The organism is Amycolatopsis azurea DSM 43854, from assembly GCF_001995215.1.
Classification (GTDB): Bacteria; Actinomycetota; Actinomycetes; order Mycobacteriales; family Pseudonocardiaceae; genus Amycolatopsis; species Amycolatopsis azurea.
Map to the genome: position 1 here is coordinate 179,307 of NZ_MUXN01000011.1, position 13,438 is coordinate 192,744.

The window sequence follows — 13,438 nt, forward strand, 5'->3', positions numbered from 1 at the left end:
TTTCGCAACACCCGAGGTCGGCCACATTTGCCTTACCCCTCAATAGAACACGAATCGCCACTCACGACCACCTGGACCGGCGCCTCACCCGGGCAGCAGTGCCAACTCGGCCGAAGCCTGTTCCCTCCAGGCGTTGAACGACGGCGCGGTGGAGAGCTCCACGGCCAGGGTGAGGCACTCCCTGGCCTCTTCGAAGGCCCCGGCTTCCCGCCATGCCCGTCCCTCGCGGATCGCGCTGATCACCTCCAGCCCGTCGAAACCGCCTTCCCACGCGAGCCATCGGCTGGTGCGGTAGTGGCTCGCCGCTTCCCGCCATTCGGCGAGTGCACCGAGAACGTCACCGATGGCGCGCAGGGTCAGGGTCTGCAGCAGCTGGTGGAAACCGGGATACGTGTCGCTCGCCAGCCGTTCGGCGTCGGAGAGCACGGCCCGGTGCACGGCGAGCGCCTCGGCGTGCCGTCCGGCGTTGAGCAGCGCGCGCCCGTACATGTTCCGCGCCGTGGTCTGTCCGTCCCAGAACGGCAGTTCGTCCGCCAGCTCGTACCCGCGCTTCGCGAACTCGAACGCTTCGTCGCTCTCGCCGATCAGCCGCAGCACCTGGCCGAGGTAGATGGACGCCCAGGTCTGCTCGACGCGGTCACCGATCCGGACCGCGATGTCCAGCGCGCGGCGGTGCGTCATCACGGCGCCTTTGTCGTCACCGGAACAGACACTGCTGGCCCAGCCGACGAAGTTGAGCAGTTTCGCCTCGGCCCCGGCGTCGCCCAGCGCGCTCGCCGCCGCCGCGCCGAGCGAGAAGATCTCCAGCCACGGCTTCTGGGCACTGCGCCCGTCGGAATACCAGTGCAGCGCGACGGCGAGGTCGCGGACTTCCCGGTGCCAGCCCCGCCGCGCCGCCAGCCGATGCGCGGCGACCCAGTTCGTGCCTTCGACGTCCAGCCAGCGGGCGAGCTCGTCCCGCGAGCCGAACCGCCCGGTCTCCGGTGCCTTGGGATAGAACAACTTGGCCGCTTCGGTCGCCTTGTCGAGCAGGTGGGCGAGCACGATTTCCCGCGTGGCCGAATCCTCCTCCGCGTCGAACCGTTCCTCGGCGAACAGGCGGATCAGGTCGTGGAACTGGTGACGTTCCGGTTCGGCCGTCGTCTGCAGCAGGCTGGCGTCGACGAGTTCGTCGAGATGCTCGTGGACGTCGCCCTGGGAGACGCCGGAAACGACACCCGCGAGTTCGGCGCCGAAGTCGGCGCCCGGCACGGTCGCCAGCCGCCGGAACAGCCGGCGCGCGCCCGCCGAAACCGCGCGATACGAGAGGTCGAACGCCGACCGCAGCTGGAGATCGCCCACCGCGAGTGCCCGCAGCCGGGTGCTTTCGTCGCGCAGCCGGTCGGCCAGATGGGCCAGGGACCACTGCGGCCGGGTCGCGAGCCGGTTGCCCGCGATCCGGACCGCGAGCGGCAAGTACCCGCACAGCTCGACGAGTTCCCGCGCGGCGGCCGGTTCCGCGCGCACCCGGTCGGCGCCGACGATCTTGGCGAGCAGCCCGGTCGCGCCGCCGTCGGAAAGCGGTTCGAGCCCCAGCCAGCGGGCGCCTTCGAGGCCGGCGAGCGTGCGACGGCAGGTGATCAGGGTGAGACTGTCCGGCCCGGCGGCCAGCAGCGGCCGGACCTGCGCCTCGTCGGCGGCGTTGTCGAGCAGCAGCAGCACTTTCCGGTCTGCGAGCAGCATCCGCAGCAACGCCGACCGTTCGCTTTCGGCGGCGGGGACCTGCCCCGGCGCGACGTCCAGCGCGCGCAGCAGCCGATCGAGCGCGGCCCCGGCGCTCAGCGGTTCGTCGTCCATCCCGCGCAGGTCCACCGCGTAGCCGCCGTCCGGGAAATCCGGGCGCCACCGGTCCGCCGCGGTCACCGCGAGCGCGGTCTTCCCGACCCCGGCCTGCCCGACGATCGCGATCACGCCGCCACCTTCGGCGACCTTGGCGGACAGCTGCTCCAGTTCGCTTTCCCTGCCGGACAGATCCGCCAGCGGCGCGGGCAGCGCGCAGGTCGCCGCGACCTGCGCGGCCAGCGCCGGATTCCGGCGTCGTCCCTGTTTGGCGACGGTCAGGAAGAACTCCCGGTCGCGGCCGGTCAGGCCGAGCGCGTCCGCCAGCACTTCGGCGGAGCGCTGCTGGGCGGCTCGCGCGCGGCCGCGTTCCAGCTCGCGCAGGGCCCGGACGCTGATCCCCGAAGCCTCGGCCAGCCGCCCCTGTGTCCAGCCCGCGGCCCGGCGGTGTTCGAGCAACAGCTTGCCGAACACCGACCGCGTCTCAGGCGCTTCCACCGGTTCCACCGCTGTCCATTCAACCGGCAGGCTTCGGCCGAGGAAAAGCTGCCCCCTGGTTCCGCTTGTCCCGCCTTCTCCGGGGCCGGTTACCTGGAAAGCATGTCGACGACCATGACGACACCCGTCCGGCCGATGGCCAGGACCCAGGAACGCGGGGAGATCCGGGTCGCCGTGCACGCCGGTGACCCGCTCGTCCGGGCGGGCCTGCGCAGCGCGCTCGGCGACGGCCCCGGCATCATCCTGCGGGACGATCCGGAGCAGGCCGACGTCCTCGTCGCGGTCGCGGGAACCGAACCGCGCCGGATCCCGGCCGGACCGGCCCGGCTGGTGCTGGTCGCGGATCAGCCCAATCAGGCGGAACTGTGGGCCGCGGTGGAACGCGGGCTCGCCGTCGTCGTCGACCGCGCCGAGGCCACGCCCGCACGGCTGCGGCGCGCCGTCACCGACGCCCACGCGGGCCGGGGTGATCTGCCCGCCGATCAGCTCGGCAGCCTGCTGCGCGGGATTTCGCGGCTGCACAAGGAAGTTCTCGAGCCGCGCGAGCTGACCCTCAGCGGCCTTTCGCCGCGGGAGACCGAAGTGCTCCGGCTGCTCGCGGACGGCTTCGACACCGGCGAGATCGCCCGGCGGGTGGCCTACTCCGACCGGACCGTGAAGAACATCCTGCACGGTCTGCTCAGCCGGTTCGGTCTGCGCAACCGCACGCACGTCGTCGCCTACGCGCTCCGCGAAGGCCTCATCTGACGACCGCCTTCAGATGACTCCCTCACGGATCGCGTAAGCCACGGCGTGCGACCGGTTCCGCAGCCGTAGCCGGTCGGTGACGGCGTAGATGATGTTCTTCACCGTGCGTTCCGAATAGGAGAGTTCGGTGGCGATCTCACCCGTGTCGAGCCCGTCGGCCATCAGGCGCAGGACGTCGATCTCCCGCGAGGAGAGCGCGGCACCGGCGGGCCCGCTCGGCGCGAGCATCTCGCGGTGGAGCCGCTCGGCGTGTTCGGCCAGCCGGTCGAGCAGATCGGGGGGCGGGGTCGCGCTTCCCGACGCGGCGACGCGGACGCTGTCGGCCACGCGCGCGTCGGTCGCCGCGGACCTCGGCAGGATGGCGACCACCCGGCACGCCACGGCGGCCGCGAGCCCGCCCTCCTCGATCCGGTCGGTCACCAGCACGATCGGCTTGCCGAGTTCGGCGGTGACCGCACGCAACGCGGTGACCGCGTCGGGCGAAAACCGTTCGAAGGCGGCGACGACGACGTCCGTTTCTTCCCGTGTCCGGTCATCGACCACGCGCACGGCCGCCCGGGTGTCGAGGAGGTCGGCCATTCCGGCCTTCGTGATGGGGTCCAGGGCGCAGACCCTCACCCGAACTGCTTGCATGTGTTCCTCTTCTGCCGCGGACGCCATTCAGTCCACTGTGGATCTTCGGTTTGTCAAGAGCCGCAAGGACAAAAAGCGTTGCCCGCGCGAGCGCGCCGACCTCTTGTACGGTGGAGATCGGGTAGCGGCCCGCCTGGGTGACCCCCACACCCGACGGTGGGTCGCTCCCTCTTCCGCGCGGCTCGTGGCGATTCTCGCCCGCCGCGAACGGCCCGGCAACGCGTTCGGCCGTGTCCTGCTTCCCCCGCCAGCCGAGACTGGCCGAAGGGGCATCCGCTGGTCCGATGATTCGAATAAAGTGCCTTCGAGCTGTGCAAACGCCACTTTGGCGCCGCTTGGCACCACTTTGTCCTTGCAATGGCACCATCGTGGTGCCATGATGGCATCATGGATTTGACGCCCTTTGTGGACAACGTTCGCCGGGAGCTCGCCGTCGCCGCCGAGGCGGGGGGAGCCGAGGCGAGCGCTCTCGCCGAACGACTGACCGCGCCGCTCGCGTCGGCCATCCGTCTCGCGCTGCTGGACGCGTTGTCCGCCGCGTCGGACGAGATCACCCGGGACCTCGCGCCCGGTTCGGTCGAGGTCCGGCTTCGTGCCGGGGAAGCCAGCTTCGCCGTCACGCTTCCCGCGGTCGGCCAGGCCGGGCCCGGGGCGGCATCGGTGCCGGAGCCTCCGGCGCCGCCGATGCCGCCACTGCCCCCGATTCCGGACGAGGAAGGGGCCACGGCCCGCATCAACTTCCGGTTGCCGGAACAGCTCAAGGCACGAGTCGAGGAGGCCGCGGCCGCGCAGGGCCGTTCGGTCAACGCGTGGCTCGTGCGGGCCGCGTCCGCCGCGTTGCGACCGTCGGAACCGGCCACTCCGCACGGCACGCCGGGCGGCGGTCTTCCCGGCACGCAGCGGTACACCGGCTGGGTCAGCTAGGGCCTAGACCCCGCAGACCAGCACAAACACCCAACACACCACCTTTCAGGGGACAACCATGCCTTCTTTCGCCACTCCGGAACCCATCGTCGCCGACCTCGAACCGGTCGTCGGCACCGTCCGCATCGTCGCCGGGGACCGCGCCGAAACGGTCGTCGAAGTCGCTCCGATGGACGCGAACAACGACTCCGACGTCGCGGCCGCCAAGCGGACCGTCGTCGAGTTCTCCGGCGGCACGCTGACGGTCCGCGCGCCGAAGATGCGCCTGCTCGACTTCTCCCACCGGACGAGGTCGATCGACGTGACCATCGAACTGCCCGCCGGCTCCCGGGTGCAGGGGAGCACCGGCCTCGGCGATCTGACGGTGACCGGGCGGATCGGTTCGTGCAGCTACAAGTCCGGGACCGGGCACATCCGGCTCGACCACGCCGGCGAGGTGAAACTGCGCTCCGCGTCCGGGAGCATCGTCGTCGGGCACGTCGACGGCGACGCCGACATCAGCACGAGTTCCGGCCGGGTGGAGGTCGGCACGATCACGGGCACCGCGGTGGTCAAGAACTCCAACGGATCCACCACGATCGGGACGGCCGGTGACTCGATCCGCCTCCGCTCGGCCAACGGAGACATCACCGTCGACAAGGCCGAGAGCGGTGTCGAAGCCAAGACCGCCAACGGTTCCGTCCGCGTGCTCGACGCGGCCAGGGGCACGCTCACCCTCGACACGTCGATGGGGAGCATCGAGGTCGGCGTCCGCGAGGGCAGCGCGGCCTGGCTCGACGTGAACACCCGCTTCGGCCGCGTCATCAACGACATGACCGCCGCCGGCGCGCCCGGTGACACGACCGACAAGCTCGAAGTCCACGCCGGGACCGCCGTCGGCGACATCATCGTTCACCGTTCCTGATCCGCGACTTCTCACACCCCAGGGGAATCCACATGAGACACCCGGCAATCTCCGCGACCGGACTGCGCAAGTCCTACGGCGACAAGGTCGTCCTGGACGGTATCGACCTGCACGTCCCGACCGGCACCGTCTTCTCGCTGCTCGGCCCGAACGGCGCGGGCAAGACCACCACGGTCAACATCCTGTCCACTTTGGTCGGTCCGGACGCCGGTGGCGCGACCGTCGCGGGAGCCGACCTGGCCACCGATCCGGACGGCGTCCGCGCCGCCATCGGCGTCACCGGCCAGTTCTCCGCCGTCGACAACCTGCTCACCGGTGAGGAGAACCTGTTCCTCATGGCGGATCTGCACCATCTGCCACGCCGCGCGGGGCGCAAGCGTGCCGCCGAACTCCTGGAGCGGTTCGAACTGACCGACGCCGCCAAGAAGACGCCGGCCACCTTCTCGGGTGGCATGCGCCGCAAGCTCGATCTGGCGATGACGCTGATCGGCGATCCCAAGGTCATCTTCCTCGACGAACCGACCACCGGTCTCGACCCGCGCAGCCGCCGCACGATGTGGGAGATCATCCGGGACCTCGTCCACAGTGGGGTGACGATCTTCCTCACCACGCAGTACCTGGAGGAGGCCGATCAGCTCGCCGACCGCGTCGCGGTACTCGACGGCGGCCGGATCGTCGCGCTGGGCACACCCGACGAACTGAAGCGGCGCGTGCCCGGCGGGCACATGCAGCTGAAGTTCCCCGACACCATCGCGTTGCGCGACGCGACCCGTGCGCTTCGAGTGTCCACTTCGGACGAAGAGGCCCTGGTGCTCCGCGTGCCGACCGACGGCACCGTCACCGCCCTCCGCGCGGTGCTGGACCGGCTCGACGCCGAGGCGGTCGCCGTCGACAGCCTCACCGTGCACACCCCGGACCTCGACGACGTGTTCCTCAGCCTCACCGGTCACCGGACCGAAGCGACCAAGGAGATGGCCCGATGAGCACCCTGTCCCTTTCGATGCGCGACTCGGCGACCATGCTGCGCCGCAACATCCGGCACATGCAACGGTATCCGTCACTCACCATCATGCTGATCGGCCAGCCGATCGTGTTCCTGCTGCTGTTCGTCTACGTCTTCGGCGGGACGCTCGGGAACGGGCTCGGCGGTGGGGGCGGCAGAGCCGAGTACGTCGGCTACGTCACGCCCGCCATCCTGCTCGTGACCGTGTGCAGTGCCGCACTCGGCACCGCGATCTCCGTGGCGACGGACATGACCGAGGGCATCATCGCCCGGTTCCGCACGATGGCGATCAGCAAGGCCTCGGTCCTGACCGGGCACGTCATCGGCGCGTTCATCCAGACGGCGTTCGCCCTCGCCGTGGTCTTCGGGGTCACGCTGCTCGTCGGCTTCTCGCCGACGGCCGGCGTCGGCGAGTGGTTCGCCGTGGTCGGCGTGCTGTTGCTGCTGACCATCGCGCTCACCTGGCTTTCGGTGGCGCTGGGCCTGGCGGCGAAGAGCGTGGAGACGGCCAGCAACACACCTATGATCTTCATGCTGCTGCCGTTCCTCGGCAGCGGGTTCGTGCCGACGGACTCCATGCCCGCCTGGCTGCGCTGGTTCGCCGACTACCAGCCGTTCACACCGGTCATCGAGACCATCCGGGGACTGCTGCTCGGCACCCCGATCGGCGACAGCGGCTGGTTCGCGGTCGGCTGGTGCGTCGTGCTCTCGACGGTCGGGTACCTCTGGTCGAAGTCCTTGTTCGCCAAGGAACGTGACCGCTGAGCCTGAGTGAGACTGGGGGTCGCCCGGGCCGGAACCGCTTGCCCGGTTCCGGCCCGGGGCGCTTTGCGTCACGGCTCAGGGCTGATGTCCCCAATGTGGCATTGGGGACGCTGAGCGTCCCGAATGTGGCATTGGGGGCTTCGCGGGGGCCTGGCAGAGAGCCGTTTGGCACGTATGCCTTACCGCTCCAGAGAACCGAATCACCACTCACGACCACGCTCATCGACGCCTCACCGCCGCGTGACTGGTCGGACGGCACGGGTGATCAGACGGACGACACGGGTGATTGGAGGGACGACACGCTCGTGACCGGGCCTCGACGCGTGTCGAGGTCGCGAGCGCCACGCATGAGACGTTGAGCGTCCCGGGCGAGGCGCACGAGACACTCACCTCCCGGACCGACGCACGAACAGCCGAGCACGACATGGTCAGCCCTAGCCCGAATCGCCACTCACGACCCACTTGACCCGCGGGGTCAGGCCCGCTTCGTGACCCAGGCGTCGATGCCGTCCAGGAACCGGTCCACCCCGAAGCCGAGTTCGGCGGGCAGCGCCCCGTCCACGGCCTCCTTTCGTCCTGAGTGGACAGTGGCTTCCGCCGCGTGGACGGCCGCCAGCGCCGGGTAGTTCTCGGGGTCGACGAGGTCCGTCAGTGCCCGCGACAGTTCGGTTTCGGTGTGCGGGAGCCCGCCGTCGGTCTTGTACGCGCTGTCCATGTCCAGGCTGATCTGCGCCGTGCCGCGGACGACGGCGGTCAGGTGCAGGGCGGCGGCCCTCGCCTCGGCGGGGGCGAGCCCGGCTTTGAGCAGGGGGCGGAGCAGGCGGTCCATCCAGGCGAGGTGGTTGGGACCGATCGGGGAGTGGTCGAGCGGGACGCGCAGCAGCCAGGGACGTTCCCGGAAGCCCGCCCAGAGAGCGCCGACCCACCGATGGACGGCCTCGCGGAAGTCCGCCGCGTCGTCGAGTTCGGGTGGTTTCGCGGCCGCGACGTCGGCCATCACCTCCAGGAGCAGGTCCTTGCTCGCGATGTGGTTGTAGATCGACATCGTCGAGTAGCCGAGCTCGGTGGCGACCCGCTGCATGGAGAGCGCGTCCAGGCCGTCGGTGTCCGCGACCTGGATCGCGGCCCGCGCGATGCGATCCACGGTGAGCTGGGCCCGCGGCCCGCGCCTGCCGGGAGTGCGCCCCGCCCACAGCAACGCGAGGCTGCGCTGGAGATCCGGGCCCTTGTTGTCACGTGTCGCCATCTGCTCATCCTAAAACTCTGTATGACGTACATTCATGTGTATGGTGTACATAGTTTCTGAACGTCTCCTCCCGAACGGATCACCATGACCTCGTCGACCGCGCCCCGCTGGTGGCGGCGCCCCTGGATAGTGCCGTTGATGCTGGTGGCGGGCATTTTCCTGGTCTTCTCCGTGCCGCCATACCTGACCTTCGACCCGGCCCGGTCGCGGCTCGAACCGCCGCCGGGCAACGACCTCTACTACCCGATGCTCGTCGCGCACGTGCTCTTCGGCACGGTCGCCATGGTGACCGCCTGCTTCCAGGTCTGGCCCGCGTTCCGGGCCAAGTACCGGCGCGGACACCGGATCACCGGGCGGATCTACGTCTTCGCCGGAGCCCTCCCCGCCGGGGTGGTGGGGCTGTACATCGGCTGGCACACCGCAGTGGGCCCGTCCGTGCGGGTGGCCAACCTGGTCGGCTCGGTGCTGTGGATCGCGGTCACGGTCATCGGACTGCACATGGCGCGCCGGCGCCGGTTCGCCGATCACCGCCGGTGGATGTCCCGCAGCTTCGCGCTCGCGATGTCGATCGTGCTGAGCCGGGTGATCAACATCGTGGCCACGATCGCGCTGACGCCGCAGATCGACACCACCTTCGGCGGCAGCGAGGTCCTCATGAAGTACAGCGCCCTGGGCATCGGGCCCTGGTTGGGTCCGCTGCTCCTGCTGGTGCTCGCGGACTTCGTGCTGGACCGCCGCAAAGCTCCGAAGAAGCGGGCCGGTGAACCGCTCACGAGCCCAGTGCCCGACGGTCGAGATCGCGAGGCGACCGCTCGCCGGTGACCAGGCCCGGAAGAGTCCACTTCGGATGGTCAGCGGCGCGGTTCCCAGCGGAACATCCGGGAAGCCAGGACGACGGCGACGAATACCCACGCCAGCGTCGGGGCGAGCAGGAGCAGCGAATCGCCGACGGCGACGCCGCCGTTCCAGGCGTTGACGGCGAGTTCGGTGGCCGAGCCCCCGGGCAGCAGCCGCTTGAGCAGCGCCAGGTCGTCGGTGCCGGAGAGGCCGACCCAGCTGGCCACGGCGATGACACCGAGGCTGACCGGCAGGGTGGTGACCTGGGCGTGCTCGGGGGAGTTGGTCAGGCCGGCGGTGGCCAGGCCGAGACCGATCATCATGGCGACGGTGGCGAGCACGGCCACCACCAGCAGGGCGACGTTCGCGGGTGTTCCGGCGACCACGCCCAGCACGATCATGATCACGGCCACCTGGACGAGTGAGATGACGGTGACGGGCAGCACGAGCCCGATCAGGATGGACGAGTCACCGGCCGCGGTGGAGCGCAGCCGCTTGAGGAACAGGTTCTGCCGTCGCGAGGCCAGCGTGGTCACCGAGCTGGTGTAGAGGCCGAACGCGCATACGGTGAACATCACGATCGCCGCGACGTAGCCGAGGCTGCCGATCTTGGCGAAGAGATCGTGCTGGTAGACGAAGAACGCGGAGATGGCGAGGGGCATCACGAAACTGGTGATCAGGACCGAGCGGTTCCGGAAGATCTGGATCAGTTCACTGCGGGCTATGGAGAGCATGGTTTGAGTCCTTTGTGGAGTGAGAGGTCTAGTCGTTGTCGATGGCGCGGAACACGTCGTCGAGCCGGGTCGGGCCCGCTTCGAGGTCCAGCAGCTCGATCGCGTTGTCCTGTGCCCACCGCAGCAGGAGGTGCAGGTCCTTCTGCAGACCGAAGGTCTCGATGACGAACTTCCCGTCGTGTTCACGCCTGCCCTGCAACGGCAGCGCGGGAGCCGAGAGCGGGAGGGTGAACCGGATCACCGCGGGCAGCGTCCGCGTCAGCTCGGAGACCGTGCCCTCCTGGTGGAAGGTCCCCCGGTGCATCAGGCCGATGCGGTCGGCGCGCTGCTGCGCCTCTTCCAGGTAATGCGTGGTGAGCACGATCGTGGAACCGTCCTCGCGCAACTTGTCGACGGCGTCCCACAGCGCGTCCCGCGATTGGATGTCCAGACCGGTCGTCGGCTCGTCGAGGAACACCAGCTCCGGCGAGCCGTACACCGCGGTCGCGAAGTCGAGCCGCCGCTTTTCGCCACCGGAAAGTTGTGACACCTTGGTGGTGGCTTTGCGGGTCAGATCCACGACGCCGAGCACGCGTTCGAGCCGGTCGGTGCGCCGGGTCAGCGCCCCGATCAGGTGGATCGACTCCTTCACCGTCAGGTCCGGTGAGAAGCCGCTCTCCTGCAACATGATGCCCATCTTGGGCCGGACGGCGGCGCGGTCCCGAGGACTCTTCCCCAGCACCCGCACCGTGCCCGAGGTCGGGTTTCGGTGTCCCTCAAGGGTTTCCAGGGTCGAGGTCTTCCCGGCCCCGTTTGTGCCGAGCAGGGCATAGAACTCGCCCCGCCCCACCTGGAAGGACAGATCCTTCACGGCATGGAAGTCGCCGTACTTCAGGTTCAACCGGTCCACGTCGATCACTGCTGTCGAAGTCATGCCTTGATCTCAACCGCTCGCGCCCGTACCGGCCAGTGCGGCCACGTCATGATGAACCCATGACGTGGTGTCACTGTTGCCGGTCGTGGCGGAGGGCCGATACTGGGACCATGTCTGATGTGGACACCGAGCCGGCACGAGGAAAGCTGCGCAGGCTCAACCTCACCATGTTCCTCCCGCTGTTCGCCGTCGCCGGGGTGATCGTGGTGGCTTCGGACGCGCGGACCTGGTGGCACGCGGTCATCTTGAGCGTGAGTGTGCTGGCGGCCGGGGTCGCCTTCGTGCGCTGGGCGTCGGGCGAGGTCATGCGGGTCGCGATCCCGTGCCTGGCCGTCACCGCGGCCGTGTGGCCGTTCTCCGTACTGGTGGTCGGCGGTGGTTCGGCGTTCTTCGGAATCCTGCTCGTGGGTTCCTTCGTCGTTCCCCAGTTGCCCCGGCACCGGATCGCTGCCGCTTTCGCGCTCCCCGCGTACGTCGCGGGGGTGGGTGCGCTGAGGCTGCTCGTCGCCCACGACGACGTCTCCGGAGAGCTGATCCGGTTCGTCTTCGTCCCCGCCGGGATCACCGCGATCGTGGTCGGCCTCATGTTCCCCAACAAGCGGTTCTACGACGTCGTCGAGGAACTCGAAGAGTCGCGCGAACGGGAGGCGGAACTCGCCGTGATCCGCGAACGCGTCCGGTTCGCCAGCGATCTCCACGACATCCAGGGCCACACGCTGCACGTGGTGAAGCTGAAGACCGCGCTCGCCAAGAAACTGGTGGACATCGACGCCGAGCGGGCCAAACAGGAACTGGGGGAGATCCACGCGCTCGTGGCCGACACGATCACCCAGACGAAGGAACTCGCCTATGCCCAGCGTGAGCTCAACCTCTCCGCCGAACTGGAGAACGCGAGGAACCTGTTCGAGGCCGCGGGGATCCGCGTGCGCGTAAACCGGGAGGCGGACGTCGACTCGGAGGCGGGCAGGCTGCTCGGCCAGGTCCTGCGCGAGACCACGACCAACATCCTGCGCCACGCGCAGGCGACCCGGGTGCGGATCACCCTGTCGGAATGGAGCATCAGCATCGTCAACGACGGCGCCCAGCGCGCACCGCTGCCGGAACTGCGCGGGCTGGCCGCGCTCGAACAACGTGTCGTCGCCGACGGCGGCGAACTGACGGTGGAACAGGAAGACGGACAGTTCGTGACGGCCGCGTCCTTCCCGGGCAGGCGTTCCGAAGTACTGGGGAAGCGATGACCACGGTGGTGCTCGCCGACGACGAAGCCCTCCTCCGCAAGGCGATGGCCGCGCTGCTCCCGCTCGAGGGCGAGATCACCGTCCTGGCGGAAGCGGAGAACGGCGAGGAGGCCGTCGAGGCCACCCTGCGGCACGAGCCCGACGTCCTCGTCATCGACCTCGAAATGCCCGGTGTGGACGGGCTCGGCGCGGTCGCGGAGATCCGCCGCACCAGGCCGAACCAGGTCATCCTCATGCTGACCCGGCACGCGAAACCCGGGGTGCTGCGCAAAGCCCTCAAACTCGGTGTCCAGGGCTTCGTCAGCAAGGCGGCCGAACCGTCGCACATCACGTCCGTCATCGCCGCCCTGCACCAGGGCAAACGCTGGATCGACCCGGACGTCTCCGCGCTCGCCGTCGTCGACGACTGCCCGCTCACCGAGCGGGAGCTGGAAGTGCTGCGGGTGACCGGCGAGGGCTACTCCGTCGCCGAGATCGCCGGCCAGCTCCACCTCGCGCAGGGCACGGTGCGGAACTACCTCTCGAACGCCATGCAGAAGACGCAGACCCAGACCCGGCACGAGGCGGCCCGGTACGCCCGCGAACACGATTGGCTTTAACGAGGGCGGATATGAGCGCGTTCACCCTGCGGTCCGAAAAGGACCAAGGTCTCGACGGCGTGCCCGTCGGCGGAACCGAGCCAATGCGGCAGCGCGGTGTCGAACTCGGCGGCCTCACCGGGCGGCAGGACCAGGTCCCGGTCGCCGACCACCAGCCTCAACCGTCCATTGAGGACGTACACCCATTCGTAGCCGCCGTGGGTCTGCGGCGTGGGTTCCGCCGGTTCGTCGCGGCCGGGGATCAGCATCTTGAACGCCTGCACGCCACCGGCGCGCCGGGTGAGCGGCAAGAAGGTCATGCCGTGGCGGTGAATCGGCCGCAGATGGATCCGCGGGTCGCCGGTGCGGGGCGCGCCGACGAGGTCGTCGAGCGGCACGCCGTGCACGCGGGCCAACGGCAGCAGCAGTTCCAGCGTGGGGCGGCGCCCGCCGCTTTCCAGCCGCGACAAGGTGCTTTCCGAGATCCCGGTCGACGCCGACAACTCGGCCAGGGTCAGGCCCCGGTGCTTGCGCAGGGCGCGTAACCGGGGGCCGACGGCGTCCAGCACCTCGTCCGTCTCGTCCATGCCGTCGATCTTG

The 13,438-nt window shown here is 69.4% G+C and carries 14 protein-coding genes; 8 read left to right on the plus strand and 6 right to left on the minus strand.

Going from position 1 to position 13,438, the window contains the following annotated elements:
* Positions 1–84: 84 nt before the first annotated feature.
* The gene (locus tag B0293_RS15475; protein WP_005156622.1) at positions 85–2,325 is read right to left on the minus strand and encodes an ATP-binding protein; all 2,241 of its coding nucleotides are present in this window, start codon (positions 2,323–2,325) and stop codon (positions 85–87) included.
* Between the two features lie 93 nt (positions 2,326–2,418).
* On the opposite strand from B0293_RS15475, the gene B0293_RS15480 reads away from it, so the two are divergent.
* A complete protein-coding gene (locus tag B0293_RS15480) occupies positions 2,419–3,063 on the plus strand; it encodes a helix-turn-helix transcriptional regulator (protein ID WP_005156623.1) in 645 nt (214 codons plus the stop codon).
* Positions 3,064–3,072: 9 nt separating this feature from the next.
* Here the strand turns inward: B0293_RS15480 and B0293_RS15485 are convergent, their stop codons facing one another.
* Positions 3,073–3,642: a helix-turn-helix transcriptional regulator gene (locus B0293_RS15485; RefSeq protein ID WP_005156624.1), complete on the minus strand. Its 570-nt coding sequence runs from the start codon at positions 3,640–3,642 to the stop codon at positions 3,073–3,075.
* Positions 3,643–4,083: 441 nt separating this feature from the next.
* Between B0293_RS15485 and B0293_RS15490 the strand changes: the two genes are divergently transcribed.
* From B0293_RS15490 to B0293_RS15505, 4 genes are read left to right on the plus strand one after another with little or no spacing between them, the layout of a single operon-like run.
* The gene (locus B0293_RS15490) at positions 4,084–4,620 is read left to right on the plus strand and encodes a toxin-antitoxin system HicB family antitoxin (protein WP_039917727.1); all 537 of its coding nucleotides are present in this window, start codon (positions 4,084–4,086) and stop codon (positions 4,618–4,620) included.
* A 58-nt stretch (positions 4,621–4,678) separates the two neighbouring features.
* The gene (locus B0293_RS15495) at positions 4,679–5,524 is read left to right on the plus strand and encodes a DUF4097 family beta strand repeat-containing protein (RefSeq protein WP_005156629.1); all 846 of its coding nucleotides are present in this window, start codon (positions 4,679–4,681) and stop codon (positions 5,522–5,524) included.
* Positions 5,525–5,556: 32 nt separating this feature from the next.
* Positions 5,557–6,507, plus strand: a complete 951-nt coding sequence (locus B0293_RS15500; protein ID WP_005156633.1) for a daunorubicin resistance protein DrrA family ABC transporter ATP-binding protein — start codon at positions 5,557–5,559, stop codon at positions 6,505–6,507.
* Positions 6,504–7,292 (plus strand): ABC transporter permease, encoded by a 789-nt coding sequence (locus tag B0293_RS15505; RefSeq protein WP_005156636.1) that lies wholly within the window; start codon positions 6,504–6,506, stop codon positions 7,290–7,292. Before B0293_RS15500 ends, B0293_RS15505 begins: the two co-directional genes overlap by 4 nt.
* Positions 7,293–7,767: 475 nt before the next feature.
* On the opposite strand, the gene B0293_RS15510 is transcribed toward B0293_RS15505, so the two are convergent.
* Positions 7,768–8,538, minus strand: coding sequence for a TetR/AcrR family transcriptional regulator (locus B0293_RS15510; RefSeq protein WP_005156641.1), 771 nt, complete (start codon positions 8,536–8,538; stop codon positions 7,768–7,770).
* An 84-nt stretch (positions 8,539–8,622) separates the two neighbouring features.
* Between B0293_RS15510 and B0293_RS15515 the strand changes: the two genes are divergently transcribed.
* On the plus strand, positions 8,623–9,360 hold the full coding sequence (locus B0293_RS15515; RefSeq protein WP_063936636.1) for a DUF2306 domain-containing protein: 738 nt from the start codon (positions 8,623–8,625) through the stop codon (positions 9,358–9,360).
* A gap of 29 nt (positions 9,361–9,389) precedes the next feature.
* On the opposite strand, the gene B0293_RS15520 is transcribed toward B0293_RS15515, so the two are convergent.
* Both B0293_RS15520 and B0293_RS15525 read right to left on the minus strand, forming a co-directional pair.
* The gene (locus tag B0293_RS15520; RefSeq protein WP_005156656.1) at positions 9,390–10,109 is read right to left on the minus strand and encodes an ABC transporter permease; all 720 of its coding nucleotides are present in this window, start codon (positions 10,107–10,109) and stop codon (positions 9,390–9,392) included.
* Between the two features lie 28 nt (positions 10,110–10,137).
* Complete coding sequence (locus tag B0293_RS15525; protein ID WP_039917730.1) at positions 10,138–11,022, minus strand: ABC transporter ATP-binding protein; 885 nt, start codon at positions 11,020–11,022, stop codon at positions 10,138–10,140.
* A 119-nt stretch (positions 11,023–11,141) separates the two neighbouring features.
* On the opposite strand from B0293_RS15525, the gene B0293_RS15530 reads away from it, so the two are divergent.
* Positions 11,142–12,260, plus strand: coding sequence for a sensor histidine kinase (locus tag B0293_RS15530; RefSeq protein ID WP_005156661.1), 1,119 nt, complete (start codon positions 11,142–11,144; stop codon positions 12,258–12,260).
* On the plus strand, positions 12,257–12,859 hold the full coding sequence (locus B0293_RS15535; protein ID WP_005156662.1) for a response regulator transcription factor: 603 nt from the start codon (positions 12,257–12,259) through the stop codon (positions 12,857–12,859). The genes B0293_RS15530 and B0293_RS15535 overlap by 4 nt, the downstream gene beginning before the upstream one ends.
* Here B0293_RS15535 and B0293_RS15540 read toward each other — a convergent pair.
* Entirely contained in the window at positions 12,856–13,425 is a 570-nt protein-coding gene (locus tag B0293_RS15540; RefSeq protein WP_005156664.1) for a helix-turn-helix domain-containing protein, read from the minus strand. The genes B0293_RS15535 and B0293_RS15540 overlap by 4 nt on opposite strands.
* Positions 13,426–13,438 lie beyond the last annotated feature (13 nt).

Bases quoted from the DNA above. Each gene is read 5' to 3' on its own strand.
- B0293_RS15510 (WP_005156641.1), bottom strand. From the start codon at position 8,538: ATGGCGACACGTGACAACAAGGGCCCGGATCTCCAGCGCAGCCTCGCG.
- B0293_RS15520 (WP_005156656.1), bottom strand. From the start codon at position 10,109: ATGCTCTCCATAGCCCGCAGTGAACTGATCCAGATCTTCCGGAACCGC.
- B0293_RS15540 (WP_005156664.1), bottom strand. From the start codon at position 13,425: ATGGACGAGACGGACGAGGTGCTGGACGCCGTCGGCCCCCGGTTACGC.
- B0293_RS15515 (WP_063936636.1), top strand. From the start codon at position 8,623: ATGACCTCGTCGACCGCGCCCCGCTGGTGGCGGCGCCCCTGGATAGTG.
- B0293_RS15495 (WP_005156629.1), top strand. From the start codon at position 4,679: ATGCCTTCTTTCGCCACTCCGGAACCCATCGTCGCCGACCTCGAACCG.
- B0293_RS15505 (WP_005156636.1), top strand. From the start codon at position 6,504: ATGAGCACCCTGTCCCTTTCGATGCGCGACTCGGCGACCATGCTGCGC.
- B0293_RS15490 (WP_039917727.1), top strand. From the start codon at position 4,084: ATGGATTTGACGCCCTTTGTGGACAACGTTCGCCGGGAGCTCGCCGTC.
- B0293_RS15480 (WP_005156623.1), top strand. From the start codon at position 2,419: ATGTCGACGACCATGACGACACCCGTCCGGCCGATGGCCAGGACCCAG.
- B0293_RS15500 (WP_005156633.1), top strand. From the start codon at position 5,557: ATGAGACACCCGGCAATCTCCGCGACCGGACTGCGCAAGTCCTACGGC.
- B0293_RS15485 (WP_005156624.1), bottom strand. From the start codon at position 3,642: ATGGCCGACCTCCTCGACACCCGGGCGGCCGTGCGCGTGGTCGATGAC.
- B0293_RS15525 (WP_039917730.1), bottom strand. From the start codon at position 11,022: ATGACTTCGACAGCAGTGATCGACGTGGACCGGTTGAACCTGAAGTAC.
- B0293_RS15535 (WP_005156662.1), top strand. From the start codon at position 12,257: ATGACCACGGTGGTGCTCGCCGACGACGAAGCCCTCCTCCGCAAGGCG.